The sequence below is a fragment of the Aeromonas sp. CD genome, assembly GCF_033349375.1.
In the GTDB taxonomy this organism is placed as follows: domain Bacteria; phylum Pseudomonadota; class Gammaproteobacteria; order Enterobacterales; family Aeromonadaceae; genus Aeromonas; species Aeromonas hydrophila.
In genome coordinates this window covers 3734502-3760469 of record NZ_CP137631.1, presented here as the reverse complement: position 1 = coordinate 3760469, position 25968 = coordinate 3734502, and the positions used below count along the sequence as shown (strand labels likewise).

Here is a 25968-nt window from a genome sequence, read left to right as displayed (position 1 = left end):
TGTGATCGATGGCGCCATGTATCCTGATGAGGCCGTTTTTTGACCGCCAGATGCCACAAACCCCGGCATGCCGGGGTTTGTGGTTGCAGCGGATGGGTCAGCTGGCGCTGGCCGGGGCAATCCGGAACTCGGGCTGCTGGCGCAGCTTCCACAGCTCAATCCACTTGCGGATGGCCGACACCAGGATGACGGCGCCCAGCCCCAGCATCAGCAGCGAGATGCCGCCGTTGAGCAGGTTGTAGCCCTTGGCTTCGGGGTTGAAGTAGACGTGGCTGACCATCCAGTAACCGGCGTAGTTGACGGTGACGAACAGGTAGGCCAGCGGGATCAGGCAGGTCAGCATGTAGCGGCGTTTGCTGGCTAGTCGCAGGATGATGGTGGCACCTATGATGAGGCCCACTGAGGCCATCAGCTGGTTCGAGACCCCGAACAGCGCCCACACCGAGCCGATATCACCGGACATCAGCAGATACCCCCACATCACGCAGGCGAGCACGCTGGCGCCGATGGCGCCCGGCATCCAGTCGATGCGTTTGAGGGGCGGGTAGAACTCGCCGAAGAAGTCCTGAATGAGGTAGCGGGAGACTCGGGTGCCGGAGTCGACGGCAGTCAGAATGAACACAGCTTCGAACATCACCACGAACTGGAAGAAGTAGGAGGCGAGGTTACTGAACCAGGGCACCTTGGTGAAGATGTAGGACATGCCCACCGCCAGGGTGACGGCACCGCCGGTGCGGCCGTTCAGATCCATGCCGATCTCTTGGGAGAGGAACGGCAGATCCACCACCTGCATCCCCAGCTTGGCAAAGGCTTCCGGGGTGGCGTTGATGGCGAAGTAGTCAGCCGGGTGCAGGGCGGTGGCAGCGATCAGCGCCATCACGCCCACCACGCACTCGGCCAGCATGGCACCGAAGGCGACCGGCAGGATGTCGCTCCACTTGTCCACTAGTTTCGGGGTGGTGCCGGAGCCGATGAAGGCGTGGAAGCCTGAGATGGCGCCACAGGCGATGGTGATGGAGATAAAGGGCCAGACCGGGCCACCCAGCACCGGGCCGCCGCCGTGGACAAACTGGGTCATGGCGGGGAACTGGATCTCGGGGTTGATGCAGATGACGCCGATCACCAGGGCGCCGAATACACCGATCTTCATGAAGCTGGAGATGTAGCCGCGTGGGGTGAGCAGCAACCAGACCGGCAGCGCGGTGGCGAAGAAGGCGTAGACCGGCAGCGCCAGACTGATGGTCTCGGCGCGCAGGGTCAGCCAGGCACCGAAGGCGCTCTCCTGCACGTAGGGGCCGAAGAAGACGCAGGCCAGCACGGCGATGAAGCCCACCCAGGAGGCGGCTTGCAGGTTGCCGGTCAGCTTGTGCCAGATCCCCACCACCATGGAGATGGGGATGGTCATGAACACCGCGAACACGCCCCAGGCGTTACGCTCCAGTGCGTGTACCACCACCATGGAGAGACCCGCCATGGTGATGGTGATGATGAACAGCATCGCCAGACCCGTGCACCAGCCGGCGATGGGGCCGAGCTCGGCCTTGGCCACCTCGGAGAGGGACTTGCCCTGATGCTTCATGGAGGCGAACAGCACGACAGTGTCGTGCACCGCGCCGCCGATGACGCAGCCGATCAGCAGCCAGAGAAAGCTCGGCAGGTAGCCGTACTGGGCCGCCAGAACCGGGCCCACCAGCGGGCCGGCGGCGGCGATGGCCGCGAAGTGCTGGCCGAAGTTGACCCACTTGTTGGTTGGCACATAGTTCTTGCCATCTTCCAGCTGGTGGGAGGGGGTGACCAGCTTGTCGTCGGCCATCAGCACCTTGCGCACAAAGAACACGCCGTAGAGGCGATAGGCGATGGCGAGGATGCAGAGGGCCGCAATGACGAAGGTGATTGCGTGTTGCATGACGGAGTTTCCTTTTCCTGCGGCCAATCTGGCCGGGCTCAGGCTGCACTCTACGCAGGCGGCAGGGAAAGGGGAGCGCAGAAAAGGTCAGTGGCAGAGGGCCGCCCGCGAGCGGCAGAAAAGCGGCCCCGAGCGGTTTGAGGGATGAGCTGGCGGGTGTGGCAAGCGGGTGAGTGGTAACGGGCAGAGCAGGAGCGGGGAGGGTGGCCCGCCCCTCAGGGGATCTCCAGCAGCTCCTTGAGGGGCTTGAGGTAGCGGCGGCTCACCGGCACCTTGTGGCCGCCCTGGGTCACCACCTCTGCCAGCCCGCCGTCGAGCAGCAGGATCTCGCGGATCTGGCCGGGATTGAGCAGGTACTGGCGGTGACAGCGCACGAAGCCGGTCTTCTCCTCCAGGGTGCGCAGGGTCAGCTCGGTGGTGCCCTGCTGCTGGGCGCTCACCACCTTGTTGCCGGCCAGATCGCTGTGGACGAACTCCACCTCGCCAAGAGGCAGCAGCAGAATGCGGTTGTGGCCGCTGCAGGGAATGCTGCGCAGGGGCTGGGCGATGCGGGTCGGATCCGGCAGCGGCTGGCCTGCCAGCTCACCTTTTGGCGAGAGCAGCCGCTGGATGCGCTCCAGCGCCTTGTTCATCCGTTCGCTGGTGACCGGCTTGAGCAGGTAGTCGAGGGCGTTCTCCTCGAACGCGCGCAGGGCAAACTCGTCGTAGGCGGTGATGAAGACGATGTGGGGGCGCAAGTCCGGGTCCAGCATGCTCACCAGCTCCAGCCCACTGATGCGCGGCATCTGGATGTCGAGAAACAGCAGGTCGGGTTTGAGGCGGTGGATGGCGGGCAGCGCCTCCATGGCGTGGGCACACTCCCCCAGCAGGCGGATGTTGCCCGCCTGCTCCAGCAGCAGCCGCAGCTCCTCGCGGGCGAGGGGTTCATCGTCGACGATCAGGGCGGTCAGCATGGGCTCTCCTGCAGGGGAAGGGTGATCCTCACCCGGGTGGATTGATGGGGCTCGCAGTGAATGGTGACCCCGTACTCGGCGCCGTAACGGGCCTTGATGCGTCGGTCCACTATGTTCATGCCAAGGCCGCTCTCCTCCCGCTTGGCCTGATAGAGACCGGCGTTGTCCTCTACCTCCAGCACCAGCTGCTCGCCCTCCTGCCGCGCCGTCAGAGTGAGCCGGCCGGGCTCGAACATCTGGGAGATGCCGTGCTTGATGGCGTTCTCGACGATGGGTTGCAGGGAGAAGGTGGGTAGCCGGTACTCCAGCAGCGGCTCGGGAATCTGGATCTGCACGCTCAGGTGCTCGGCGAAGCGAGCCTGCTCGATGTGCAGGTAGGCGTTCACGTGCTCCAGTTCGTCGGCCAGGGTCACCTCGTCCCCTTGCCGCTTGAGGTTCTTGCGAAAGAAGGTGGAGAGGTGGTGCACCAGGGTGCGGGCATCCTCGGGGTCGCGCCGGATCACCGCCGCCAGGGTGTTGAGGGCGTTGAACAGGAAGTGCGGGTTGATCTGCGCCTGCAACAGCTTGATCTCCGACTGGGCCAGCAGTCGCTTCTGCTCGTTGTACTTGCTGGCCAGGATCTGGCCGGAGAGCAGCCGCGCAATCCCTTCCCCCAGGGTGCGGTTGATGGAGGAGAAGAACTTGCGCTTGGGCTCGTAGAGCTTGATGGTGCCCACCACCGACCCCTCTTCCCCCCGCAGCGGAATGACCAGTGAGGAGCCGAGTCGGCACTGGGGATGCAGGTTGCAGCTGTAGGGGATGAGGTTGCCGTCGGCATAGACCACCTCGTTGTGCTGGATCGCCTTGAAGGTGTGGGCCGAGTTGATGGCGGTACCCGGCAGGTGGTGATCCTCGCCGATGCCGATGAAGGCGAGCAGCTTCTCCCGATCGGTGATGGCCACCGCACCCACCCCGGTCTCCTCGTAGAGGATGCGCGCCATCTGCTGGCACGCCTCCTGGGTGAAGCCCTTGTCCAGCACCCGCATCGCCCGCTCGGCGATCTTGAGGGCGCGGGCGGAGAAGGCAACCGAGTACTTCTCCAGCATGGCGCGGTGATCGAGGATCATCCGCATGAACATGGCGGCCCCCAGGGTATTGGCCACCAGCATGGGGGCGATGATGTTCTCGATGAGGTGGACGGCGTCGTCAAACGGGCGGGCCACCAGCAAGATGATGCCCATCTGCATCAGTTCGGCGATGAGGGCTACAGATCCCACCACCCAGGGGCTGAACAGCAGGTCGAGCCGGTGGCGGGCGACGAAGTGGCGGTGCACCAGGCCGCCGAGCAGCCCCTCGGCGATGGTGGAGAAGGTGCAGGCCAGCGCGGTAAAGCCCCCCAGCGAGTAGCGATGGATGCCGCCGGTCAGCCCCACCAGCAGGCCAACCACAGGGCCGCCGACGATGCCGCCGAGCACGGCGCCGATGGCGCGGGTGTTGGCGATGGAGTCCTCGACCCTGAGGCCAAAATAGGTGCCCATCACGCAGAAGCCGGAGAAGATGAGGTAGCAGAGGATCTTGTGGGGCCAGCTCAGGGTCACCTGAGTCAGCGGCATGAACAGCGGCGTCTTGGAGAGCAGCCAGGCGATCACCAGATAGACGCAGAGCTGCTGGAAGAGAGATATCACGAGCGCGAATTGTTCGAAAGCCACGGCACACTATCTCGAATGGGGATGCTCATCCAATGGACGCGGAGTATTAGCAAACCCCGATTTGCGCTGCAAGCCGCGGGCGCCGGAATAGCGCGCCTGCGCACAGATTTGCCGGCACCCTGAGCCAAAGGCATCCCCTGTGCGGCAGATGGGACTGGGCATAGGCCCGGCAAGTGGGTCACTCTCCCGGCCTGGCTCAGGGGCCTGGATTAGTGGCTTGGCTCAGGGGGCTGAATGGACGTTTGCATAGAGCAGCATCAGCTCGGCCAGGGAGTCAACCTCGAGGCGCCGCATCAGGCTGGCGCGGCACACCTCGACGGTGCGCACCGAGATACAGAGCTCCTGCGCTATCTGCTGATTCTTGTGGCCCCGGGCGATGAGCTGCAGCAGCTGGTGCTCGCGCGGGGTGAGCCGCTGATAGGCGGCCAGCTGGGCGAAACGGGTGGCCGCACTCAGCGTTGCCTGCTCGGCCCGTGCGATGGCGGCGAGCAGAGGGGCCAGCTGCACCGGCTTTTGCAAGAAATCCACCGCCCCCAGCTTGAGGGACTCCACCGCCAGCGGCACCTCGCCGTGGCCGGTGAGAAACAGGATGGCGATGGGGCTCTGGGCCGCCTTCAGCCGCTGCTGCACCTCGGGGCCCGACAGCCCCGGCATGCGGCAGTCGAGGATGAGGCAGGCGGGCTGGTGCAGGTCGACCTCGGCCAGAAAGCGCTCGCCATCGGCAAAGCTGAACAGCGGCCGCTCGTCGCAGCTCTCCAGCATGAAGCGCAGGGAGTCGAGCACGGCCTCGTCGTCGTCAACCAGATAGAGCGGGGGGCGGGCAGGGGTCGGCATCTCAGTTCCTCGGCATGTCGGTGGATGAAAGGAGGGGGTCGGGGGGCGGCACGGGCAGAATGACCCGGGCCAGGCAGCCGTGGGGGCTCAGGTTCTCCAGACTGAACTGGCCGCGATGGCTCTCGACCACCTCCCGGCAGATGGCCAGCCCCAGCCCCAGCCCCATGCCATCCGGCTTGTCGCTGTAAAACGCCTGCTGCAGTTCGGTGGCGGGGACCCTCAGGCCGGCGCCGTTGTCGCGGATCTCCAGCAGCAAACTCTGCGCCTCGAAGGCGATCAACAGCTCGACCCGGGCAGGCTCCTGTGCCGCTGCTTGCGCAGGGGGGTGAGCAGGAGTGTGAACAGCGGTGCGCGCCTTCTTCACCGCACTCTTCGCTGCACTCTTCGCTACACTCTGCGCCGCACTCTCGGCGCCATTCTTGATGAGGTTGACCAGCAGCTGCTCCATCCCGGTGCCGTCCAGAGGCAGCCGGCGCGGCTGGCCCCGCCAGTGCAGGGAGAGGGCGACGTCGAGCGGCGCCAGCATCTGCTCCAGCAGGGGGCACAACTCCGCCACCAGGGTGGGCAGATCGCAAGGCGCGAAGCGGGGAGGGCGCTTTTGCAGCCGGGCCCTGAGCCGGTTGACGGTCTGGGTGATGCGCTGGACCTGGAGCCCTATCTGTTCCAGGGCCTGACGCAGGGAGGCCTGGGCGGCAGCCTGGGCCGGATCCTGTGCCAATCTGTCCAGTCGCAACAAGGCCCCCTGGCTGTAGTTGGCGATGGCGCTGAGGGGCTGATTGATCTCGTGGGCCACGTTGGCGCCCAGCTCGCCCAGTTCGGCGAGCCGTCTGGCCTGTGCCAGCTGGCGTCCCTTCTGCTCGAGCTGGTGGCGGGCTTTGAGCAGCCGGCGCTGGCTGCGGTTGAACAGGTATTGCAGCAGCAGGTGGTGGCCCCCCAGCAGCAGTACCAGCGCCAGGGCGCCCCAGCCCCACTGTTGATGCTGGCGCAGCCAGTGCCAGGCCGCTTGCCACCAGGGGCCCTGCAGCGGGTGGCGATCCAGCGCCTTGAGCAGGCGGTCGATGGCGAGCTCGCTGGTGGGCACGGTCCAGCCCGCCGAATCGGCGGCGATGGCCGCCTCGCTATCAGCGGGCAGGTCGAACAGCGCGCGGGTCACCGCCAGCGCCAGCGCGGGGGATGCCCGCTCTGTCTTGGCGAAGGACCAGTTGGGGTAGAGTCGGGTCGAGCTCTGGCAACCAAAACCGGCCGGTGCCTGATCGTCCAGCACCCGAAACGCCCCCCTGGCGACCTTGCCCTCCCGCTCCATGCGCTCGAGCTGGCACACCGGCACGATGGCGGCGGCCACCTCCCCTGCCGCCAGCCGCTCGATGAGCCGGTCCAGCGGAAAGCCGGTGAACTGCACGGTGGAGAAGAAGTGCTCCAGCCTGACCCCCTGTTCGCCCGCCTCAAAGCGATAGGCGAGGTAGCCGCCGAAGGCGTTCTCCGAAACGGCGGCGACCGCTTGCCCCTCGAGGTCACGCCAGTGTCGGTAGGGGGCCTGGGCGGGCACCACCAGCGCCGCGCCGATGGCGAGGTTGTCCCCCCCGGCCGGGCTCTTGAGGGTGGCGAGCCAGGCCAGCGGGTACTGGCGCGCCAGACTCACCGACTGGCCCGGGTTGGTGATGACGAAATCGAGGTGCTCGCGGGCGACGGCCTCGGCCAGCTCATCGAGCCCCAGCGGATGCAGTACGAAGCGATGGCCTGGCACGCGCTGAGCCAGCCAGCGCAGCAGCGGTTGCCACTGGGCTCTGGCCAGGGCCGGACCGCGGGTTGCCAGCACGCCGATGCGTATCGGCTCGGCCATGGTCTGCACCGGCGTGGCCTGGGATGGTGCGGATTCCTGTCGGGCCGGCGCTGGCGAAGAGGGGGTCGGGGCGGCCTGCACCCGCAGCGGCAGGGCTGACAGGGCGAGCCAGAGCAGCAGGCTGAGCAGAGGCAAGGGAACTGGGGCGTGCAGGGGGCTCTCCTCTCGGTGCAAAGGGGGCAGTCTATCACCGGGGCGCGCGCTTGCACGCGAACGGGGCCGGGAGGGGCGGCAAACGCCGCCCCGGTCACAGTTCAGCAGGGCTGGGGCATTTTTTATTGCGCTGGATCAACCCGTCTCCCGGTATGTGGAAAACCACAATAGAGGCGACTTCCTGCGTTGAGGACAATCGGCCAAACCCCTTTCAAGCCAGCTCAGCAGAAGGAAAGACGCCATGGAGCCCAGCAAGCGCCGATTGTTATCCGGGATCGCCGCCCTCACCGCAGGGGCGGCCCTGATCCCAGTCACCCAGGTTCAGGCGCAGTCCGTTCCCGCTCCCCGCAACGGGCGAGCGGCCATCAGCCGGGGGGACGGGCGCAAGCGTTACGGCATGCTGATCGACCTGCGCCGCTGCGTCGGCTGTCAGGCCTGCACCGTGGCCTGCACCATCGAAAACCAGCCTCCACTCGGCCAGTTTCGCACCACGGTGAGCCAGTACGAGGTGAGTGACGTGGCCGCCCTCGAGGCTCCCGCCTCCCTCTTGATGCTGCCAAGGCTCTGCAACCACTGTGCCGAGCCCGCCTGCCTCGATGTCTGCCCCACTGGCGCCACCTTCCAGCGCGACGACGGCATCGTCGTGGTCAACAACGACTGGTGCGTCGGCTGCGGTTACTGCGTGCAGGCCTGCCCCTACGACGCCCGCTTCATCAACCACGAGACCAACACCGCCGACAAGTGCACCTTCTGCGCCCATCGGCTGGAGGCGGGGCTCTTGCCCGCCTGCGTGGAGAGCTGTGTCGGCGAGGCGCGCATCATAGGCGATTTGAACGACCCCGCGAGCCGGATAAGCCGCTTGCTGCGCGAACACGAGCCGGCGCTCAAGGTGCTCAAGCCCGAGGCCAATACCCAGCCGCGGGTCTTTTATCTCGGCATGGACGAGGCCTTCGTCAGCAAGGTCGACGGCAACCCGGCCCTGCGCACCCTGCTCACCGACGATGGCAAGGAGATAGCCCATGGTCATTAACGAACTGCTGGCCCCGGCTCAGCCCATCACCTGGCTGCCCTGGGCGGTGCAATATTTCTTTCTCATCGGCCTCGCCTACGGGGCCCTCTGGCTCGGCGCGTTTGAGCTGTGGCGCAAGGCGCCGGACCCGCGGCTGCAGACCCTGGCGGCGGTGCTGATGGTGGCGGCCGGTCTGGTGGCTCCCATCGCCCTGACCGCAGATCTGCACCAGCCGGCCCGGGCCTGGCACTTCTACGCCCAGACGCGCTTTGGCTCCGTCATGTGGTATGGCGCCTATCTGCTGCCGCTGTTCAGCCTGCTCTCCATGCTGCTCGGTTGGCTGCTGATAAGGCCTGCCCTGGCCCGGCGCGGCGCAGAAGGGGACAAGATAGCCCGCCTTGCCCGGCTGCTCTGCCTGGGAAGCTGGTCGGGGCACGTTTGGCTGCGGCCCCTCTCTCTGCTGGCGGCCCTGAGCGGGCTCAGCATCGCCCTCTACACCGGGCTCGAGACCATGGCGGTGGCGGCGCGCCCGCTCTGGCATACCCCCTGGTTGCCCTGGCTGCTGACCCTGAGCGCCGTGCTGGGGGCCCAGAGTGCCCTGCTGCTGCTCAACCGCTTGCTGGCGGGCTGGGGGGGCCAGACCGAGTCGACCCTGCTGCGCCAGAGTGGCTGGACGTTAGGCCTGCTGGCCCTCTCCCTGCTGGGCTGGGCCCTGTTTGGTGGCGCTTCGGCAACAGAGGCCGCAGCCCTCTATCGGCTCGACCCGAGCTGGCGGCTGGCGGCCCACTGGCTGTTGCTGACCCTGGGGCTGGCCAGCCTGCTGATGCTGCTGCGGCCCAGGATCTCTGCCCGCCTGGCACTCTGGGGGCTGGCGCTGCTGGGGCTGCACCTGGTGTGGGGCCTGCGCTGGTTGGTGCTGATCCAGGGGCAGCTCGCACCCAAGTACGGGGCTGGCGTCTATCTCTATGAAATCGCCTGGGGCCCGGCCGGTGTGCTCGGCATTCTCGGCACCTTCGGTCTGCTGCTGGCCCTGCTGGTGGCTCTCTCGGAGCTGGTGCGCCCCTCTGCTTCCCCCGCCATCAAGGCACCCACTCCTTTTGCACGCGAGGCACTCTGATGGATCACAGCAAACGCAAATTTCTCAAGGGCGCCGCCATCGCCGGCGGCACCGGGTTGTTCGTCGCCGGTTACAGCGACACCCTCAAGCAGGTGGCGAGCGGCCTCACCACCGGCAGCTCGGGCCAGCCGACCCGGGATCCGATCCATGGCAACTCGCTGGCCGTGGAGTACCGGGTTGACGAGCGGGGGGAGCTGCACCCCAACCCGGACCAGCGGGTTGCCAACACCATGTGCCTCGGCTGCTGGACCCTGTGCGGAGTGCGGGCCCGCATCGACAACGAACGCGACCAGATAGTGCGGATCCTGGGCAACCCCTATCATCCCCTCTCCGCTCGCCATCACATCGACTTCAAGACCCCGATCAAGCAGGCGCTGCTCGCCACCAGTGGCTACCAGGAAGAGGGGCTGGACGGGCGCTCCACCGCCTGCGCCCGTGGCAATGCCATGCTGGAGCAGCTCGACAGCCCGCAGCGGGTCACCCGTTGTCTCAAGCGGGTGGGGCCCCGTGGCAGCGGTCGCTGGCAGAGCATCCCCTTCGAGCAGCTGGTGGCCGAGGTGGTGGAAGGGGGCGATCTGTTTGGCGAGGGCCAGGTTGATGGGCTGCGGGCCATTCGCAACCTCGCCGAGCCGCTCGACCCGGCCAACCCGGAGTACGGCCCCAGGGCCAACCAGCTGCTGGTGAGCAACGCCTCGGACGAGGGGCGGGATCACTTCATCAAGCGCTTCACCTTCAACAGCTTCGGCACCCGCAACTTCGCCAACCACGGCGCTTACTGCGGCCTGTCGTTCCGGGTCGGGGCCGGCGCCCTGCTGGACGATCTGGAGAAGAACGCCCACCTCAAGCCGGACTGGGACGAGAGCGACTTCCTGCTGTTCATGGGCACCTCGCCCCAGCAATCGGGCAACCCCTTCAAGCGTCAGTCCCGTCAGCTGGCGGCGAACCGGGCGCGACCGGGCAAGCCGTTCTCCTACGTGGTGGTGGCCCCCAGCCTGCCCAACACGGTGAACATGCCGTCCGCCCCCGCCAACCGCTGGCTGCCCATCCGGCCCGCCACCGACTCGGCGCTGGCCATGGCCATGCTGCGCTGGATCATCGACAACCAACGCTACGCCGAGCCCTTCCTGACGGCACCCCATGCTGCCGCTGCCGAGCGGGCCGGCTATCGCGGTTTTTGCAACGCCAGCCACCTGGTGCTGTGCGACGAGTCCCACCCACGCTTCGGCCAGATGCTGCGGGCCAGCGATCTCGGCTTGCCCTTTGAGGGGGAAGCCTATGGGGAGGGGGATGCCATGCTGGTAGAGGCTGCGGGCAGCGGCGAGCCGAGACCCGCTGGCCAGTGCGAGCGGGCCAACCTCTGGGTGAATAGCCTCATCCAGTGCCCCAAGGGGGAGTTCACGGTCAAGAGCAGCTTCCAGCTGCTGGCCGAGGCGTGCCGGGAGCACACTCTCGCGCAATACAGCGCCGAGTGCGCCGTGCCGGTGGCCGACATCGAGGCGCTGGCGCGGGAGTTCACCAGCCACGGCACCCGGGCTGCTGTGGTCTCCCACGGCGGTACCATGAGCGCCAACGGCTTCTACTCGGCCTGGGCCATCATGATGCTCAACGTCATGATCGGCAACCTCAATGCCCGGGGTGGCGCCGTGGCGAGCGGCGGCAAGTTCGATCCCTTCGGGGCAGGGCCGCGCTACGATCTGGCGAGCTTCCCCGGTATGGTCAAGCCCGCCGGGGTCTTCCTGTCGCGCTCCAAGTTCCCCTACGAGAAGACCTCCGAATATCGCCGCAAGCGCGAGGCCGGCCAGAACCCCTATCCGGCGCAAGAACCCTGGTTCCCGATCTCGGGCCCCTTGCTCGGCGAACACCTGACCGCGGCGGTGAACGGTTACCCCTACCGGCTCAAGGCCTGGATCAACCACATGGGCAACCCCCTCTACGGCCAGGCCGGGCTCGCCAAGGCCATAGGTGAGCAGCTCAAGGACCCTGCCGTGCTGCCGCTCTTTATCAGCATCGACAGCTTCATCAACGAGTCCTCGGCGCTGTCGGACTACCTGGTGCCGGACACCCTCACCTACGAGTCCTGGGGCTGGGCCACCGCCTGGCACGGGGTGATGACCAAGGTCTCCACCGGCCGCTGGCCCATCGTGGAGCCCCGTGTCGCCAAGACTGCCGAGGGGGATCCGGTCTGCATGGAGTCCTTCTTTATCGCGGTGGCCAAACGGCTGGGGCTGCCGGGCTTTGGCGAGGGGGCGCTCAAAGGGGCGGACGGCAAGGTGCACGGCTTGAACCGGGCGGCGGACTTCTCCCTCTACGGCGCGGCCAACGTCGCCTATCTCGGCGAGCCGGTGCCAGCCATAGAGCCTGAGGATCTTGCCTGGTCCGGGGTGGAGCGCATCATGCCCGTCCTCAATGCCACTCTGAGCCCGGAGGAGGCGAGCCGCGCCGCCTACCTCTTCGCCCGCGGTGGACGCTTCGAACCCGTCGCCAAGGGGCGCGACGAGGCCGGTCAGCCGAGCAAGCGCTGGCCAAAGCCATTGATGTTGTGGAATCCCGAGGTGGGCAGCCGTCGTCACAGCCAGAGCGGCCGGTTCCTGAGCGGCACCCCACGTTTCTTCCGCTCCCAACTGGCGGATGGCACGCCGCTCAACGAAGCGTTCAAGCCGGCCCGGTGGCCCCTGCTGCTCACCAGCTACAAGTCCCACACCATGAGCTCCATGAGCATTGGCTCGGATCGCCTGCGCCAGGTGAACCCCAGCAACCGGGTGCGGCTCAATGCGCGGACGGCGGCGCAGCTGGGCATCGAGAGCGGGGACAGAGTGCGGGTCAGCACCCCGGATGGCAGCGTGATCGGGGTGGCCGAGTGCGTGGCCGGGGTGCAGGCCGATGCCATCGCCATCGAGCACGGCTTCGGCCACAAGGAGCTGGGGGCGCGGGAACACTGGATAGACGGCCAGAAAGTGGTCGCCAATCCGCTGCGCGGAGCCGGAGTCAACCTCAACGATCTGGCGGTGCTGGATCCCAGCCGCCATGGCCGCTACCCCCTGGTGGACTGGGCCATCGGCTCGTCGGCCCGCCAGGGGCTGCCGGCCCGGGTGGAGAAGCTGGTATGACGATCCAATGAAAACGGGGCCTGCGGGCCCCGTTGCTTATCTGCTCTGCGTCACTGTCACAGTTTGAAGTCGACCCACACCAGGCGGTGATCCGAGCTGACTCCCTTGGCGATGCCCAGCTTGGCGTCATACACCAGGTGGTAGCCCGGCTCGAAGCTGGCCGGCCAGAACACGCCGGAGGCGACCGCGTTCAGGTTGGCGGAGGGCAGCACGTGGTCGAGCTGCAGGCCGCTACTGCTGGTGATGCGCTCCGGGGTGGGGCGGTTGTTGTTGCGCTTGCACTGATCCGGCTGGCTGGCGAGGCACTCGGGCCCGCCCTGGCTGACCGGGATCAGGGCGCCGTTGGTGACGGCCTGATTGACCAGCACATGGTTGTGCAGATCCTGAATGGCGGTGAGATCCCCATCGCCAATCTGGGGATCGGCGTTGAGATCGCCGGCGATGACGAACTTGGCGCCCGCGGGCAGGCCACCAGCCTTGCCGGCGTCATCCACCATGTAGCTGGCGGTCTCCACGTAATCCTGCCAGAAGGCGACTTCGGCCCGGTTGTGCTTGACGTTGTGGCGCGCCGCGTTGCCGAAGATAGGCGGAGTCGGGTGGGAGATGAGGAAGTGGATCACCTCCTCCTTGTTGCCGCGCTTGATGCGCACCGGCACGTCGGCGTGGTTCTTGGACGAGAGCGGGAAGGCCTGCCAGGCGGCGTCGTCATACCAGGCATCGCCGCACTGGCGGCTGGCCGGGATCGGCGCCTTGGCATTGTTGCAGTCGTCGATGACGGGGTTCACTTCGCCCGGCATGTCCTTCCACTTGAATTTCTGGAAGGTGCGGATCTGCTTGGTATCGATGGGGTACTGGGACATCACGGCGAAGGCGTACTGGCCGTGGTAGTTGCCAAAGCCCCAGGCGTCGTCCGGCCCGTTGTTGACCTTGCCGTCCAGGTTGAGGTCATGGCCGCTCATCAGACCGGTGTTGGTGGCGAAGTTCTGCAGCACCGGGTAGCTGATGGCCTTCACCTCGTCGTGCTGGGCATGGGCCAGGTAGTTGTCGTTGAAGGCTTTGAGGTCCGTGGTGTCGGCGCCTTTGCCGTCATTGTCGAATTCGCTCAGCAGGAACACGTCCGGCCGGGTGCGCTGGATGATTTCGGCGATGTTGCGGATCTGCTGCACGTCGAGGGCCTTGGTCTTCTCGGCGCCGCTCAAGGTGCCGTCGGCGAGGCGGGCCAGCAGGGCGTCCTGCTCGGTGCGACTGAGGGCCAGTTCACCGGCCAGCATGCCGGCGGCGGTGCGATCGAAGGAGAGGTTGAAGGTAGCGAAGCGAACCATGGGGGTCGGGGTCTCGGAGTCATTTTGGCTGTTACAGCCTGCCATCAATCCGAGGGAAATGGCAGCGGCCAGTAGGGATTTGCTGATATTTTTCATTGTAATATTCCGTAGCATCAATAAGTTATACCTTGCTCATGGGGAGCGAAGGCGTGCCCATTATAGGGATCCCGGCCGGCAGCCGGGCTCTGAATGGGCCAAAGTGTGAGACCATTCACAGAGCAAAAACGGGGAGGTGAGATGAGTCGGCGACAGACGGCCCTGGTGGTCGAGGGGGGCGCCATGCGCGGCATTTTCGCCGCCGGGGTGCTGGATGCGTTTCTGGCCAAGGGCCGCACGGCATTTGATCACTGCATCGGGGTATCGGCCGGGGCGGTCAATCTGGCGGCCTTTCTGGCCGGTCAGCAGGGGCGCAACCACAACGTCATCACCGACTACTCCTGCCGTCCCGAGTTCATCAACCTGGCCAAGTTCTTGCGCGGCGGCCACTGGCTCGATCTCGACTGGCTGTGGGCGATCACCATCCGCGAGTGCCGGCTCGATCTGGCGCGCTTTGCCGCCAACCCGGTGCCGCTGACCGTGGTGGCCACCCGGGTAGCGGACGGTCAGGCCGCCTACCTCAAGGCCAACGCCGCCGAGCTGGAGCAGCAGATCAAGGCCTCCTGCTCGGTGCCGCTGGTCTACCGGGACTTCGTGCGCATCGACGGGGAGGCCATGACGGACGGCGGGGTGGCCGACTCCATTCCGGTGCGCCACGCCTATGAGCAGGGGGCGCGCGACATCACTGTGGTGCTCTCCCGCCCGTTGGGCTATCGCAAGCGGGCGCCGCGCCTGCCCGCTCTGCATCGCTATCTGCTACGCGAGACGCCGGCCCTGGCTCGCGCCAGCCCGTCGCGCCATCAAAGCTACAACGATGCCATCGACTTCATCCGCCAGCCGCCGGCCGATTGCCGCATCCGGGTCATAGTGCCGCCGGCGGGTTTTCGGGTCGGCCGCATGACCACCGACCGGGGGCGGCTGGAGCAGGGTTACCAGATGGGCTGGCAGGCGGCCCTCGACTATCTAGGGAGCGCTTAGGCGCTCTTTGCACACCATTGCGGCTCCGGTCGGGGTCGCCACCATGAAAGCGCATGGCGATGGCGCAGCAGATCTGAGACGCGTCATTTCGCCCGGTCATTCCCCCTCTTGCGCGGCGGTGGCTGCACTCCGTTCGTCTGCTTAATATGTAGCTGGATAATTATTTGCGATATTTACAGCGAAATGGTCAGGATTGCCGCCATGAAAAAATATCACTATTAAGCTGTGCTAAATAATCCACGAGTCAAATTGTGACTGAATAATAAAGCGGTTGGGGAACTTTTCTGATTGGTGATATTTGATACGCATCAATTTAAGTAAAATCTGTTTTTATTCATATGCATAGTTAAACTTAACTTATGCGAAATAAATTATTCGCTGCGGGTTGAATCTGTTTACATCAATGGCGAATTGATAGCCTGACTTCATCTCGGCTACTGTCCCCTCTCGATTCGTTTGGGTAGCAAACGGATACAAAAATAATAACGACAGAGACTGGACGCATTGATAAAGAGTCATCTTTATTGATTTTAATCCTGCCAAAGGAGCCGGAATAATGAGTGGTTTATCTTCCCATCATATTGCCCAAAATATATTTGCCGAGCTGTTGCCTTATCGCCGCCGCTTCCCCGATCCCATTCTGGAGCAGCAGCAGGAGGAAGCCGAGGTGGCCGCCATCCAGATCCCCCGTCTGCAGGCCTTCATCGAGCGGGGCGAGACCATCACCTGCGTGCTGCCCGCCTTCCCCACCAAGTCGCCCAATCCGAACAAGGTGCTGGGCACCCTGCCGGACATGGCGGAGCGGCTCTCCCTCAGCTTTCTCAACCACCTCTGCCAGCGCATTCAGCTGCACTACGCGCCCGGCATGCGGATCCTCATCTGCTCGGACGGCCACGTGTTCGGTGACCTCATCCGGGTGGCGGACCCGGCCATCGACGCCTATCAGACCCACATCGAGCAGCTGATCCTGGAGCTGGGGGCGACCCACCTCGGGGTCTTCCATTTGGGCATGGTGGCGGGCATGGCCGAGTTTTGCGCCAGCCGCGACTTCGACACCCTGCGCGAACAGCTGGTGGAGCGCTATGCCGAGCCGCTGGCACAGATAACGGAAGAGGTGAGAAGCACCGAAGAGGGCATTCGCCTCTATCGCGCCATGACCCGCTTCCTCTATGAAGACAGCCAGCTGCCGGACACCCCGCTCTCCAACACGGCGTTGCAGCGGGATGCCAAGGCGCGCACCCATGCGGTGATCCAGCGCAGCCGCGCCTGGGGCAACCTGCTGGCGGAGCGCTTCCCCGAGGCGATCCGTCTCTCCATCCACCCCCAGGCGAGCCACAGCCTGAAGATGGGCATCCACATGCTGCCGACCCGGGATGACTGGCTCACCCCCTGGCACGGGGTGGCGGCCAATCTGGATGGCCAGTTCGTGCTGATGAAGCGGCGCGACGTGCTGGCGATGGAGCATGAGCTGGTCCATATCCACGGCCGTCCGAGCCACTACCTGATCAACGGCAAGCAGGCCGCCGCCTGAGGAGCTTCCCATGACTGCATCCATCGTTACCCTCGGCGGCGAGCGCTGCCGCATCCTGCCACAGGCCCCGTTCGGCCTGCTGATTGAACCGGCCCGCAACGCCCAGCCGGTGCAGAGCCTGGTTATCGAGGCGCTGCGCGAGCTGGCCCGCCGCCACGGCGTGCTGATCCTGCGCGGGTTCGAGTCCGGCTTCACCGATCCCGAGCGGCTGACCCGCTACGGCGAGGAGTGGGGCGAGATCATGATGTGGCCCTTCGGCGCCGTGCTGGACGTGAAGGAGCACGAGAACGCCACCGACCACATCTTCGACTCCAGCTATGTGCCGCTGCATTGGGACGGCATGTACAAGCCGACCCTGCCCGAGTTCCAGCTGTTTCACTGCGTGCACGCCCCGGCGGCGGACGAAGGGGGGCGCACCACTTTCATCAATACCCGTCAGCTGCTCACCGAACTCGACGGCGAGCGACTGGCCCGCTGGGAGCGGGTGCACATCACCTATCGCATCAAGCAGGTGGTGCACTACGGCGGCCAGGTGCGCTCGCCGCTGCTGGTGCCTCATCCGGTGAGCGGCGAGACGGTGCTGCGTTACAACGAGCCGCCGCGCGAGGGGGTACGTTTTCTCAACCAGCATGCCCTCGAGATTGAGGGGGTGGCACCCGGCGAACAGGCCGCCTTCCTGCAGGATCTGCACCAGCGGCTCTACGACCCGCGCTACTTCTATGCCCACCAGTGGCAAGGGGGAGACGTGGTGATTGCCGACAACCTCGGTCTGCTGCACGGCCGCGAGGGGTTCACCGCCCGCTCGGCGCGCCATATCCAGCGAGTCCACATCCAGGCCAGCCCGGTCTGTCTCAACCCGGCGCTGGCGCCGCAAGGGGCGGCGTGATGGCGACCATTTTGCTGGCGGCCACCGCCACCCCGGGCCACGTCAATCCCATGCTGGCGGCGGCCCGTCTGCTGGTGGAGGAGGGGCATAGGGTGCTGATGCTGTGCGGCGCCCTGTTCGAGCAGCGCATCCGCGCAACTGGCGCCGAATTCGTGCCCTTCGCCCCCGAGCTGGACTTTGACTACCGGGCGCTGGAGCGGCATTTTCCCGAGCGGGCCAGCCTGAGCGGCGCCGCCCAGATGGCGCTGGCACTCAAACGCTTCTTCGCCGCCCCCATGGCGCAACACGACAGCCATCTGCGGGCACTGATCGCGGCAGAGGGGGTGGATCTGCTGCTGGTGGAGAACGGCTTCTACGGCGTGCTGCCGCTGTTGCAGCAGGGGGACGGGCGGCGCCTTCCCATCCTGATGCTGGGGGTGAACCCGGTCTCCTTCTCGAGTCCGGACGCCATCTTCTACGGCCCGCGCATTCCTCCCGAGCTGCGCCGCTCCCTTGGCGAGCTGCCCTGGCTCGATGAGCCGACCCGGCAACTGCAAAGGGAGGTTCAGCAGCGCTTCGATGCCGCGCTGGCCGAGGCGGGGGCGCCGCCGCTGACGGCTCCCTTCACCGACGTGATGGTGACGGCCCCCGATGCCTTTTTGCAGCTCTCCTGCGCCGGCTTTGAATATGAGCGACCGGAGCTGGAGGGGGTGATCCGTTATGTCGGCCCGCTGCTGCCATCCCGGATTGAGCTGACGCCGCCGCCCTGGTGGGAGCGGCTCGATGAGCGGCCGCTGGTCATCGTCAGCCAGGGCACCCTGGCCAACGTGGATCTGGGGCAACTGCTGATCCCGGCCATACAGGGGCTGGCCGGCGACGAGCTGCAACTGCTGCTGACCACCGGCGGGCGGGATCCGGCGCGGCTCGGCGCCGCCGTCCCGGCCAATGCCATCGTCACCGAACACGTGCCGTTCGAGCTGGCGCTGCCCCGCGCCGCCGTGCTGGTGACCAACGGTGGTTATGGCTCGGTGCAGGCCGCGCTGGCCCACGGGGTGCCGCTGGTGGTGGCGGGCACCGGGGAGGACAAGGCGGAGGTGGCCACCCGGGTGGCGTGGAGCGGCGCCGGCATCAATCTGCACTGCAACGAGCCGACGGCGGACGCGGTGGCGGCGGCGGTGCGCAAGCTGGTGCACGAGCCGCGCTATCGGGCCAGGGCCCGGCTGCTGGCCGACGAGATGGCTGCGCTCGATGCCCGCACCGCCATCACCGGGGCGGTGACGGCCCTGCTCGGCGGGCAAGGGTGATCCCGTGATGAAACAGGGGGGCTCGATGGCCTCCCTGTTGTTCAGCTTGCGCTCAGTTTGTGGCTGCTAGGGTGGCCAGGGTGACAAGAGGCGACGTCAGCGGCGCCGGATGCGCTTTTTCCTGCAAAAAGAGCGATCCCGACGTTGAATTTTTGGCCGACTCAGGAAAGAATGCGCGCTCGGTAATCGACCTCGGACGCAAGGTGACTCGTCACGGGCCAGACCGAGGATGAAATGGCCGTCGGCCAACTTGGTACAGGAAACCACACAGGAATTTTATGAATCCCCTTCGCACAGCCGCTTCGGCTCTTTTATGTACTCTGGCGCTGGTCAGCCAGCAGGCCGCCGCCGTTGAATACCAGCTGCCTGCAGCCAACAGCCGCCTGATCGGTGAGAACCAGGAGTACGTGGTACCCGCGGACAACCGTCCGCTGGAGCAGATCGCCTCCGACTTCCAGTTGGGTCTGACCAACATCATGGAAGCCAACCCGGGTGTCGACCCCTACCTGCCCAAGGCGGGCAGCAAACTGGTCATCCCCCATCAGCTGATCCTGCCCAACGCTCCCCGCGAAGGGATCGTCATCAACGTGGCGGAGATGCGTCTCTACTACTACCCGAAAGGCAAGAACGTGGTGCAGGTGCTGCCCATTGGCATCGGCCAGCTGGGGGTCAACACCCCGGAGAACTGGATCACCAAGGTGGAGCGCAAGCGCGCCAACCCGACCTGGACCCCGACCGAGAACATCCGTCGCCGCTACGCCGCCCAGGGCAAGACCCTGCCTGCAGTCTGGCCGGCCGGTCCGGACAACCCCATGGGTCTGCACGCGCTCTACATCGGCAACCTGTACGCCATTCACGGCACCAACGCCACCTTCGGCATCGGTCTGCGAGTGAGCAGCGGCTGCGTGCGTCTGCGCGCCGACGACATCAAGTACCTGTTCGACAACGTGCCGGTCGGCACTCGCGTCCAGTTCGTCAACCAGCCGGTCAAGACCACGGTCGAGCCGGATGGCGGTCGCTACATGGAAGTGCACGAGCCGCTGTCACGCAACGAGGAGGAGTTCAACTCCACCGCCTCCGTGCCGCTGCCCATGACCCAGGCCACCACCCGCTTCATCGCCCACATGGACAGCGACTCCAATGTGGTCAAGCAGGTGCTGGAACAGCGTACCGGCATGCCGACCCGTCTCAACCCGCAGGTCTGATGACCGGGGAGAGTGGCTAATGCACAACGGCGACCATGAGGTCGCCGTTGTTGTTTCTGGCACAGCCACCGGTTATCAGCTGGCGGGAGGCGCATAGAGGGCCAGCCAGTTGCCCTCGGTGTCTTCTATGATGACCCGGGAGCCATGGCCGCTGCCGATGCTGTGCAGGGGCTCGAGCACCCGTCCGCCGATCTTGGGCACCAGCTGTTCAGCCTCCTGCAGGCGCTTGCCAAGGGCGAGGTAGATGAGGGGGCCCGTGTGCCCCGGTTGGTGGTACTTGTCCATGGGGCCGAGACAGGCCGCTGCGTTGTTGCCATCGTGGCGCAGCATGGCGAAGCGGATCTCCTCCTGTATCGGCGTGACCGGCACGTCGAGCAGGGCCGAGTAGAAGGCCATGGCGCGATCCAGATCCCGTGTCGGAATGTCGGCCCAGACCAGGGTATTGTCCATCTTGGTGATCTCCAGCATGTTCCGGCCGATGCGACCGGCGGCGCTGTTCCTTGCTGACGGCCTCTCGCGGCAGCTCGCAGGCAGCTTCCTAGAGGTTAGGAGCGGCCCATGAGGGGCGCCAGAGCTAAAAAAACGGCGCCTGATGGCGCCGCTTTCTGGTGGGGTGCTGGAGGTTTTTTCCCTCGATATACAGTTATTTGCCAGCGATGCTCAGCCCGCCGAAGCGGACGAATGGAGAAGCATGATGCTCATGGTCATCCATAGATGGCTACTTGCCTGCAATGCTCAGCCCGCCGAAACGGATGAGCGGGGCATAGAAGCTCTTGCCGTCGTCGTGGTGCAGCACGTTGGCGACCGCTTCCAGCTCACCCAGCAGGCGATAGAAGTTGCCCGCCACCGTGATGCCGCGCACCGGCGCCACCCGCACGCCGTCCCGACACAGGAAGCCGGAGGCGCCGAACGAGAAGTCACCGCTCACCGCATCGGCGCCGGAGTGCAGGCCGTCCAGCTTGACCAGCTCCAGGTACTCGCCGCCTTGCGCCTCGGCCTCGCTGTGAGGGCCGAGCCCGAACACCAGGTGGCGCGGGCTGACATCCAGCGCACTGCGGGCGCTGCGCGCCGCCGAGCCGTTGCTGGCCAGGCCGAAGTGGTGGGCGGTGGCGCTGTTGTGCAGCAGGGTTTTGAGCTCCCCTTCGCCGATCAACAGCAGATCCCGGGTGGGGGCACCCTCGCCATCGAAGGCCTTGATGTGCATGCCGCCCGGCATATAGGCCCGGCTCTCCAGGGTGAGCCAGCGGGAGGCCACCGACTGGCCCAGCTTGTCGCGCCAGGGGTTGATCCCCTGCTGGGCCCACTTGCCCGACAGTGCGGCCTGGAAGCAGCCGAACAGGCTGGCCAGGGCATTGGTGTCGAAGATGGCGCTGTAGTGGCCGCTCGGCACCGCTTCTCCCGCCAGCAGGCCATCGGCCACGGCGTGGATCTGGCGGATGAGGGTCTGGCTGTCCAGCGCATCGAAGCGGCGCTCATACTGCCCCTGGGAGAACATGGACTGACGGCCGTCGCGCTCGATGAGGGCGGAGCTGTAGCAGCCGACGCTGAACGCCTGATGCTGGCAGAGGCTGCCCTGGCTGTTGGCGAGCCACAGCCGGCCCTCTCCCTCGAAGAAGCTGTTGTAGGGGGCGCCGGTCACGTCCGGCAGCGCCAGCATGTCCGACTCGAGGCGCAGGGCCAGGGCAATCTTCTCCTCCACGGGGGAGGTATCGGGCTGATTGATCTCGGTACAGTCGGTGGTGAGCCGGCTCTGCTGCACGGCGATGGTCTGATCCGGGTCCACCTTGGCGAAGCGGCTGGCATCCAGCGCATCCTGCAGCATGGCGGCCAGCGCCGACTCGTCGAGGGACTCCGAATAGGCGATGCCGACCCGGCCCTCTTTTATCAGCCGAATGCCGATCTGCTGGCTGCTGGTGACCTTGTATTCGCTGAGTTCGCCCTTGTCGGCCTTGAGGGAGAAGGCCTTGTCCTGGTTGGCGATGATGTCCGCCTCGGCCCCAAGATTGGCGACCTGGTCCAGCAGGCGGGCAAGCAGTTGGTTCATGTCGAGCTGGCTCATCAGGCGTTCCCTCCGACCAGAATGCTGTCAACCTTGAGCGGCGGTTGGCCGACCGAGGCTGGTATGGATCCGGAGACCGAGCCGCACATGCCGGCGGAGAGGGCCAGATCGCGCCCCACCATGGAGATCTCCTTTAATACCTGTGGGCCGGTGCCGATCAGGGTGGCCGACTTGAGCGGCCGGGTGATCTTGCCCCCCTCGATGAGGTAGGCCTCCTGCACGTTGAAGTTGAACTCGCCGGTGCCGGGCTGCACCGAGCCGCCCCCCATCCGCTTGGCATAGATGCCGTGCTCCACGGTCGCCAGCATCTCGTCCAGGCTGTGATGGCCCGGCTCTATGTAGGTGTTGCGCATGCGCGAGGCCGGCGCGAACTTGTAGGATTCACGCCGCCCGGAACCGGTACGGGCGTAGCCGGTGCGCAGCGCCCCCATCCGGTCCACCAGGAAGCCGGTCAGCACGCCATCCTTGATGAGCTGGGTGTGCTGGGTCGCCATTCCCTCGTCATCGACGTTGATGGAGCCCCAAGCGTTTCCCTGCAGCCCCTCGTCTACCGCGCTGACCGCCGGATTGGCGATGAGCTGGCCCATCTTGTCGTGGAACACCGAGGCCTTCTTGGCCACCGAGGTGGTCTCCAGCAGGTGGCCGCACGCCTCGTGGAAGATGACGCCGCCAAAGCCGCTCTCCATGATGACCGGCAACTTGCCGCTCGGGCAGGGGGCTGCGCCCAGCTTCACCAGCGCCTGACGGGTGGCGGTGAGGGCCAGCTCGAGCGGGTCTATGAGGGCCGCGTGTTCCCAGCCCATCATGGCGCCGGGGGCTTCATAGCCCACGCTCTGTTCGCTGCCAAGGGCGGCGATGGTCTGGGCCATGATGCGGTTGTAGTGACGGCGATCGCTCACCTGCACCCCTTCGCTGTTGAAGATCTCCACCTCCTGCTCCCAGCCCAGCACGTTGCCGGCAAACTGGCTCACCTTGGTGCTCTCGGCGCGGGCCGCGGCATCCATGGCGTGCAGGTAGGCGATCTTCTGTTCCAGCAGCTTGTCGGCCGACAGCGGCAAGGCCACCGGATTGCGATCGCTCAGGCGACTGAAATCGAAGGCGGTGGCGGTCACCACGGGGTCACGCCGGTCCTTGGCCGCCAGCAGGCTGACGATGCGCAAGAGCTCATCGCGGCTGGCCAGGTTGGTGTAGCCGTAGAGCACCTTGTGGCCGTAACACAGGCGTACGCCGATGCCGAAATCGAGGCCGCCGCTGATGTTTTCTATCTGGCTGGAGAGCAGGCTGAGCTGGCTGCGGCGCTTGCGCTCCACAAACAGCTCGGCGAAGTCGGCACCCAGCGCCAGCGCGTGATCGAGCACGTCGCGGGCGATGGCAGGGGCCAACAGGGAGAATGGGGTCATAGAATTTCCTTATTCTGGTCTGTCCGTTTGCTTCCGATACCCGGCTGTGATTGTTATGGGGTACCGTTTCCATTGTTGCAGACCAGCACAAAAAAGTCGCTATAGCGTCATGCGATGATACCGATTGAGAAAATCGGTGCGATTTATGCGCCCGGCGGCCCGAAACCTGGGCCGGCTGTCAGTGAAGCGTCGCAGCTGACGTTTGTTCAAGGAGGCCTTTCGCCAGGCCTTCGTCGTCATGCCGTGTGGGGAGAGGGCGATGGCCGGGGGCCGGGGGCCAGGGGCCATCGCCACTGGTGTCAGGCAACCCTGCGTCAGAGCAGCTCGTGAATTTCCCCCAGGATCTGGTCGACCCACTGCTCGATGCGCGATTCGGTCTGGTCGTACTGGTTGGCGTCGTCGAGCGCCAGCCCGACGAAGTGACGGCCATCGTCGATCAGCGCCTTGGAGGCATCGAACTCGTACCCCTCGTTGGGCCAGTAGCCCACCAGCTTGACGCCCTTGGGGACCAGCTGATCGTGCAGCAGGCCGAGGGCATCCTGATACCATTCGCCGTAACCCAGCTGATCGCCCATGCCGAACAGGGCGATGATGCGGCCTTCCAGCTCGACATCCTGAATGTCTTCCCAGCGGGATTCCCAGTCTTCCTGCAGCTCGCCAAAGTCCCAGGTGGAGATGCCCAGGATCAGGATGTCGTACTCCTGCATGAGGGTGAGGGGCACATCCTTGATGTTGTGGAGATCGACCAGCTCGGGGCCAATGAGGGCGCGGATCTTCTCGGCGGCCATCTCGGTGTAGCAGGTGGTAGAGCCGTAAAACAAACCTATCTTCATCGCTCTTCTCTTGATCGCAGTCGGCAATGGGAGCGGGCAACCGCAGGGTGGCGCCCGGGGGAGGGCGTCAGTCTAGCAGATTGGCCGGCGCGCTTCACCGCCTGGCGGGCGATGGACAACGGCAACTTGCGGCGGCGGTGGGTCGGCACGTTACAATGGGCCATGTTTCCCCTGAGCGTGGCGCACCATGAGCAAGTCTGAATCCCATCCCCTGATCGAGCCGTTTCTGGACGCCCTCTGGCTGGAGCGGGGCCTCTCCGACAACACGGTCAGCTCCTATCGCACCGATCTGGAAAAATTTGCCCTCTGGCTCGACGAGCAGGGCGGCTCCCTGCTGCTGGCGGGGCTGGACGACATCCAGCACTATCTCGCCTGGCGGGTGGACCAGCAGTTTGCGGCCAGCAGCACGGCCCGCTTTTTGTCGGCCCTGCGCCGTTTCTATCAGTACCTCAACCGGGAGAAGCTGCGCAGCGACGACCCCACAGTGCTGCTGGAGGGGCCCAAACTGCCCAAGAAGTTGCCATCGGATCTCAGCGAAGCCGAGGTGGAGGCGCTGCTGCAAGCGCCGCTGGTGGACGAGCCGCTGGAGCTGCGGGACAAGGCGATGCTCGAGCTGCTCTACGCCACCGGGCTGCGAGTCTCCGAGCTGGTGGGGCTGACCGCCGAGCATGTCAGCCTGCGCCAGGGGCTGGTGCGGGTGGTCGGCAAGGGCAACAAGGAACGGCTGGTGCCCATGGGGGAGGAGGCGGTGCACTGGCTGGAGCGCTACTACCGGGAGGCACGTACTCTGCTGCTCGGTGGCACCAGCTCGGACGTGGTGTTCCCCTCCAAGCAGGCGCGCATGATGACCCGTCAGACCTTCTGGCACCGCATCAAGCTCTATGCCCAGCGCGCCGGCATCCAGGGCGAGCTCTCCCCCCACACCCTGCGCCACGCCTTCGCCACCCATCTGCTCAACCACGGCGCCGATCTGCGAGTAGTGCAGATGCTGCTGGGCCATGCGGATCTCTCCACCACCCAGATCTACACCCACGTGGCCAACGAGCGGCTCAAGGCGCTGCACGGCCAGCACCATCCGCGCGCCTGACCGACAACAAAAAACCGCCAGAAGGCGGTTTTTTTAGAATACACGACAGGAGCTGGCGCTTATTTTCCCTGCTGGGATTTGAGCAGATCGCGGATCTCGGTCAGCAGCTCCTGATCCTTGGTCGGGCCGGCCGGGGCCGCTGCCTCTTCCTGCTTGCGCTTGAGGGTGTTGATGGCCTTCAGCCCCATGAAGATGGCGAAGGAGATGATCAGGAAGTCGATGATGGTCTGGATGAACTTGCCGTAGGAGATGACCACGGCCGGGGTGCTCCCCTCGGCGGCCTTCAGGGTCACGGCGAGGTCGCTGAAGTCCACGCCCCCCAGGATCAGGCCGATGGGCGGCATGATCACGTCCCCGACGAAGGAAGAGACTATCTTGCCGAAGGCGGCACCAATGATGATACCGACCGCCATGTCGATCACGTTGCCTCTGGACGCAAAGGCCTTGAACTCTTGAATCAGACTCATTTTCCCCTCCAAAAATGGGCAGGGTACGGCCAGCGCCGCACCGGTATTTGAATAATTAAAGCTGCAGGAAAACAGAGGATGACCGTCGTGTTTCCTGTCGTCCCGGTTAGCTTGCTGGGCCTTTGCCCGATTGGCAACCTGTCAGATCGGGATTTTTTTGCGGCCTTCGCTATTAATCAATCGGTAATTAAGCGGTTGAGGAGAGAATATTCAC

20 protein-coding genes are annotated in these 25968 nt (G+C 65.4%); 9 read left to right on the top strand and 11 right to left on the bottom strand.

Annotated features, from left to right (window positions below):
* Positions 1-97 precede the first annotated feature (97 nt).
* The 5 genes from R2E40_RS17330 to R2E40_RS17310 all read right to left on the bottom strand — a co-directional run bounded on the left by R2E40_RS17330 (position 98) and on the right by R2E40_RS17310 (position 7356).
* Complete coding sequence (locus R2E40_RS17330; RefSeq protein ID WP_024944260.1) at positions 98-1906, bottom strand: carbon starvation protein A; 1809 nt, start codon at positions 1904-1906, stop codon at positions 98-100.
* Between the two features lie 215 nt (positions 1907-2121).
* The gene (btsR, locus tag R2E40_RS17325) at positions 2122-2859 is read right to left on the bottom strand and encodes a two-component system response regulator BtsR (RefSeq protein ID WP_043167151.1); all 738 of its coding nucleotides are present in this window, start codon (positions 2857-2859) and stop codon (positions 2122-2124) included.
* Entirely contained in the window at positions 2853-4547 is a 1695-nt protein-coding gene (locus R2E40_RS17320) for a sensor histidine kinase (RefSeq protein WP_113994146.1), read from the bottom strand. Before R2E40_RS17320 ends, btsR begins: the two co-directional genes overlap by 7 nt.
* Before the next feature lie 222 nt (positions 4548-4769).
* Positions 4770-5381 carry a response regulator transcription factor gene (locus R2E40_RS17315; protein WP_318164001.1) on the bottom strand — a complete coding sequence of 204 codons (612 nt, stop codon included), beginning with the start codon at positions 5379-5381 and terminating at the stop codon, positions 4770-4772.
* Position 5382: 1 nt separating this feature from the next.
* Positions 5383-7356: a PhnD/SsuA/transferrin family substrate-binding protein gene (locus R2E40_RS17310; RefSeq protein ID WP_318164000.1), complete on the bottom strand. Its 1974-nt coding sequence runs from the start codon at positions 7354-7356 to the stop codon at positions 5383-5385.
* Positions 7357-7615: 259 nt separating this feature from the next.
* Between R2E40_RS17310 and dsrO the strand changes: the two genes are divergently transcribed.
* The 3 genes from dsrO to R2E40_RS17295 are packed head-to-tail and all read left to right on the top strand — an operon-like array spanning position 7616 to position 12607.
* The gene (gene dsrO, locus R2E40_RS17305; RefSeq protein WP_318163999.1) at positions 7616-8404 is read left to right on the top strand and encodes a sulfate reduction electron transfer complex DsrMKJOP subunit DsrO; all 789 of its coding nucleotides are present in this window, start codon (positions 7616-7618) and stop codon (positions 8402-8404) included.
* Positions 8394-9500 carry an NrfD/PsrC family molybdoenzyme membrane anchor subunit gene (gene nrfD, locus R2E40_RS17300; protein ID WP_318163998.1) on the top strand — a complete coding sequence of 369 codons (1107 nt, stop codon included), beginning with the start codon at positions 8394-8396 and terminating at the stop codon, positions 9498-9500. Before dsrO ends, nrfD begins: the two co-directional genes overlap by 11 nt.
* Entirely contained in the window at positions 9500-12607 is a 3108-nt protein-coding gene (locus R2E40_RS17295; protein WP_318163997.1) for a tetrathionate reductase subunit A, read from the top strand. Before nrfD ends, R2E40_RS17295 begins: the two co-directional genes overlap by 1 nt.
* 56 nt (positions 12608-12663) lie before the next feature.
* Here R2E40_RS17295 and R2E40_RS17290 read toward each other — a convergent pair whose 3' ends face one another.
* Positions 12664-14025, bottom strand: a complete 1362-nt coding sequence (locus tag R2E40_RS17290; protein WP_318163996.1) for an endonuclease/exonuclease/phosphatase family protein — start codon at positions 14023-14025, stop codon at positions 12664-12666.
* A 141-nt stretch (positions 14026-14166) separates the two neighbouring features.
* Here R2E40_RS17290 and R2E40_RS17285 point away from each other — a divergent pair, with 141 nt between their 5' ends.
* The 5 genes from R2E40_RS17285 (at position 14167) to R2E40_RS17265 (ending at position 19908) form a co-directional block, all read left to right on the top strand.
* Positions 14167-15003 (top strand): patatin family protein, encoded by an 837-nt coding sequence (locus R2E40_RS17285; RefSeq protein ID WP_318163995.1) that lies wholly within the window; start codon positions 14167-14169, stop codon positions 15001-15003.
* 556 nt (positions 15004-15559) lie between these two features.
* A complete protein-coding gene (locus R2E40_RS17280) occupies positions 15560-16534 on the top strand; it encodes an isocyanide synthase family protein (RefSeq protein WP_318163994.1) in 975 nt (324 codons plus the stop codon).
* A 10-nt stretch (positions 16535-16544) separates the two neighbouring features.
* Positions 16545-17420, top strand: coding sequence for a TauD/TfdA dioxygenase family protein (locus R2E40_RS17275; RefSeq protein ID WP_270797779.1), 876 nt, complete (start codon positions 16545-16547; stop codon positions 17418-17420).
* Positions 17420-18703, top strand: a complete 1284-nt coding sequence (locus tag R2E40_RS17270; RefSeq protein WP_318163993.1) for a glycosyltransferase — start codon at positions 17420-17422, stop codon at positions 18701-18703. Before R2E40_RS17275 ends, R2E40_RS17270 begins: the two co-directional genes overlap by 1 nt.
* A 278-nt stretch (positions 18704-18981) precedes the next feature.
* Complete coding sequence (locus R2E40_RS17265) at positions 18982-19908, top strand: L,D-transpeptidase family protein (RefSeq protein ID WP_011707051.1); 927 nt, start codon at positions 18982-18984, stop codon at positions 19906-19908.
* A 75-nt stretch (positions 19909-19983) separates the two neighbouring features.
* On the opposite strand, the gene R2E40_RS17260 is transcribed toward R2E40_RS17265, so the two are convergent.
* The 4 genes from R2E40_RS17260 to fldB form a co-directional block, all read right to left on the bottom strand.
* Positions 19984-20376 (bottom strand): VOC family protein, encoded by a 393-nt coding sequence (locus R2E40_RS17260; RefSeq protein ID WP_029304263.1) that lies wholly within the window; start codon positions 20374-20376, stop codon positions 19984-19986.
* Between the two features lie 250 nt (positions 20377-20626).
* Positions 20627-21967, bottom strand: coding sequence for a TldD/PmbA family protein (locus R2E40_RS17255; RefSeq protein WP_318163992.1), 1341 nt, complete (start codon positions 21965-21967; stop codon positions 20627-20629).
* Positions 21967-23367: a TldD/PmbA family protein gene (locus R2E40_RS17250; RefSeq protein ID WP_318163991.1), complete on the bottom strand. Its 1401-nt coding sequence runs from the start codon at positions 23365-23367 to the stop codon at positions 21967-21969. The genes R2E40_RS17255 and R2E40_RS17250 overlap by 1 nt, the downstream gene beginning before the upstream one ends.
* A gap of 314 nt (positions 23368-23681) precedes the next feature.
* Entirely contained in the window at positions 23682-24200 is a 519-nt protein-coding gene (gene fldB, locus R2E40_RS17245) for a flavodoxin FldB (RefSeq protein WP_016351694.1), read from the bottom strand.
* A 187-nt stretch (positions 24201-24387) separates the two neighbouring features.
* Between fldB and xerD the strand changes: the two genes are divergently transcribed.
* Complete coding sequence (xerD, locus tag R2E40_RS17240; protein ID WP_011707046.1) at positions 24388-25287, top strand: site-specific tyrosine recombinase XerD; 900 nt, start codon at positions 24388-24390, stop codon at positions 25285-25287.
* A gap of 59 nt (positions 25288-25346) precedes the next feature.
* Here the strand turns inward: xerD and mscL are convergent, their stop codons facing one another.
* Positions 25347-25754 carry a large-conductance mechanosensitive channel protein MscL gene (gene mscL, locus R2E40_RS17235; RefSeq protein WP_318163990.1) on the bottom strand — a complete coding sequence of 136 codons (408 nt, stop codon included), beginning with the start codon at positions 25752-25754 and terminating at the stop codon, positions 25347-25349.
* Positions 25755-25968: the final 214 nt, after the last annotated feature.

Coding starts and splice junctions, on each gene's coding strand:
- R2E40_RS17250 (WP_318163991.1), bottom strand. CDS start 23,367: ATGACCCCATTCTCCCTGTTGGCCCCTGCCATCGCCCGCGACGTGCTC.
- dsrO (WP_318163999.1), top strand. CDS start 7,616: ATGGAGCCCAGCAAGCGCCGATTGTTATCCGGGATCGCCGCCCTCACC.
- xerD (WP_011707046.1), top strand. CDS start 24,388: ATGAGCAAGTCTGAATCCCATCCCCTGATCGAGCCGTTTCTGGACGCC.
- R2E40_RS17255 (WP_318163992.1), bottom strand. CDS start 21,967: ATGAGCCAGCTCGACATGAACCAACTGCTTGCCCGCCTGCTGGACCAG.
- btsR (WP_043167151.1), bottom strand. CDS start 2,859: ATGCTGACCGCCCTGATCGTCGACGATGAACCCCTCGCCCGCGAGGAG.
- R2E40_RS17330 (WP_024944260.1), bottom strand. CDS start 1,906: ATGCAACACGCAATCACCTTCGTCATTGCGGCCCTCTGCATCCTCGCC.
- fldB (WP_016351694.1), bottom strand. CDS start 24,200: ATGAAGATAGGTTTGTTTTACGGCTCTACCACCTGCTACACCGAGATG.
- R2E40_RS17280 (WP_318163994.1), top strand. CDS start 15,560: ATGAGTGGTTTATCTTCCCATCATATTGCCCAAAATATATTTGCCGAG.
- mscL (WP_318163990.1), bottom strand. CDS start 25,754: ATGAGTCTGATTCAAGAGTTCAAGGCCTTTGCGTCCAGAGGCAACGTG.
- R2E40_RS17275 (WP_270797779.1), top strand. CDS start 16,545: ATGACTGCATCCATCGTTACCCTCGGCGGCGAGCGCTGCCGCATCCTG.
- R2E40_RS17290 (WP_318163996.1), bottom strand. CDS start 14,025: ATGAAAAATATCAGCAAATCCCTACTGGCCGCTGCCATTTCCCTCGGA.
- R2E40_RS17285 (WP_318163995.1), top strand. CDS start 14,167: ATGAGTCGGCGACAGACGGCCCTGGTGGTCGAGGGGGGCGCCATGCGC.
- R2E40_RS17270 (WP_318163993.1), top strand. CDS start 17,420: ATGGCGACCATTTTGCTGGCGGCCACCGCCACCCCGGGCCACGTCAAT.
- R2E40_RS17260 (WP_029304263.1), bottom strand. CDS start 20,376: ATGCTGGAGATCACCAAGATGGACAATACCCTGGTCTGGGCCGACATT.
- R2E40_RS17265 (WP_011707051.1), top strand. CDS start 18,982: ATGAATCCCCTTCGCACAGCCGCTTCGGCTCTTTTATGTACTCTGGCG.
- R2E40_RS17315 (WP_318164001.1), bottom strand. CDS start 5,381: ATGCCGACCCCTGCCCGCCCCCCGCTCTATCTGGTTGACGACGACGAG.
- R2E40_RS17295 (WP_318163997.1), top strand. CDS start 9,500: ATGGATCACAGCAAACGCAAATTTCTCAAGGGCGCCGCCATCGCCGGC.
- nrfD (WP_318163998.1), top strand. CDS start 8,394: ATGGTCATTAACGAACTGCTGGCCCCGGCTCAGCCCATCACCTGGCTG.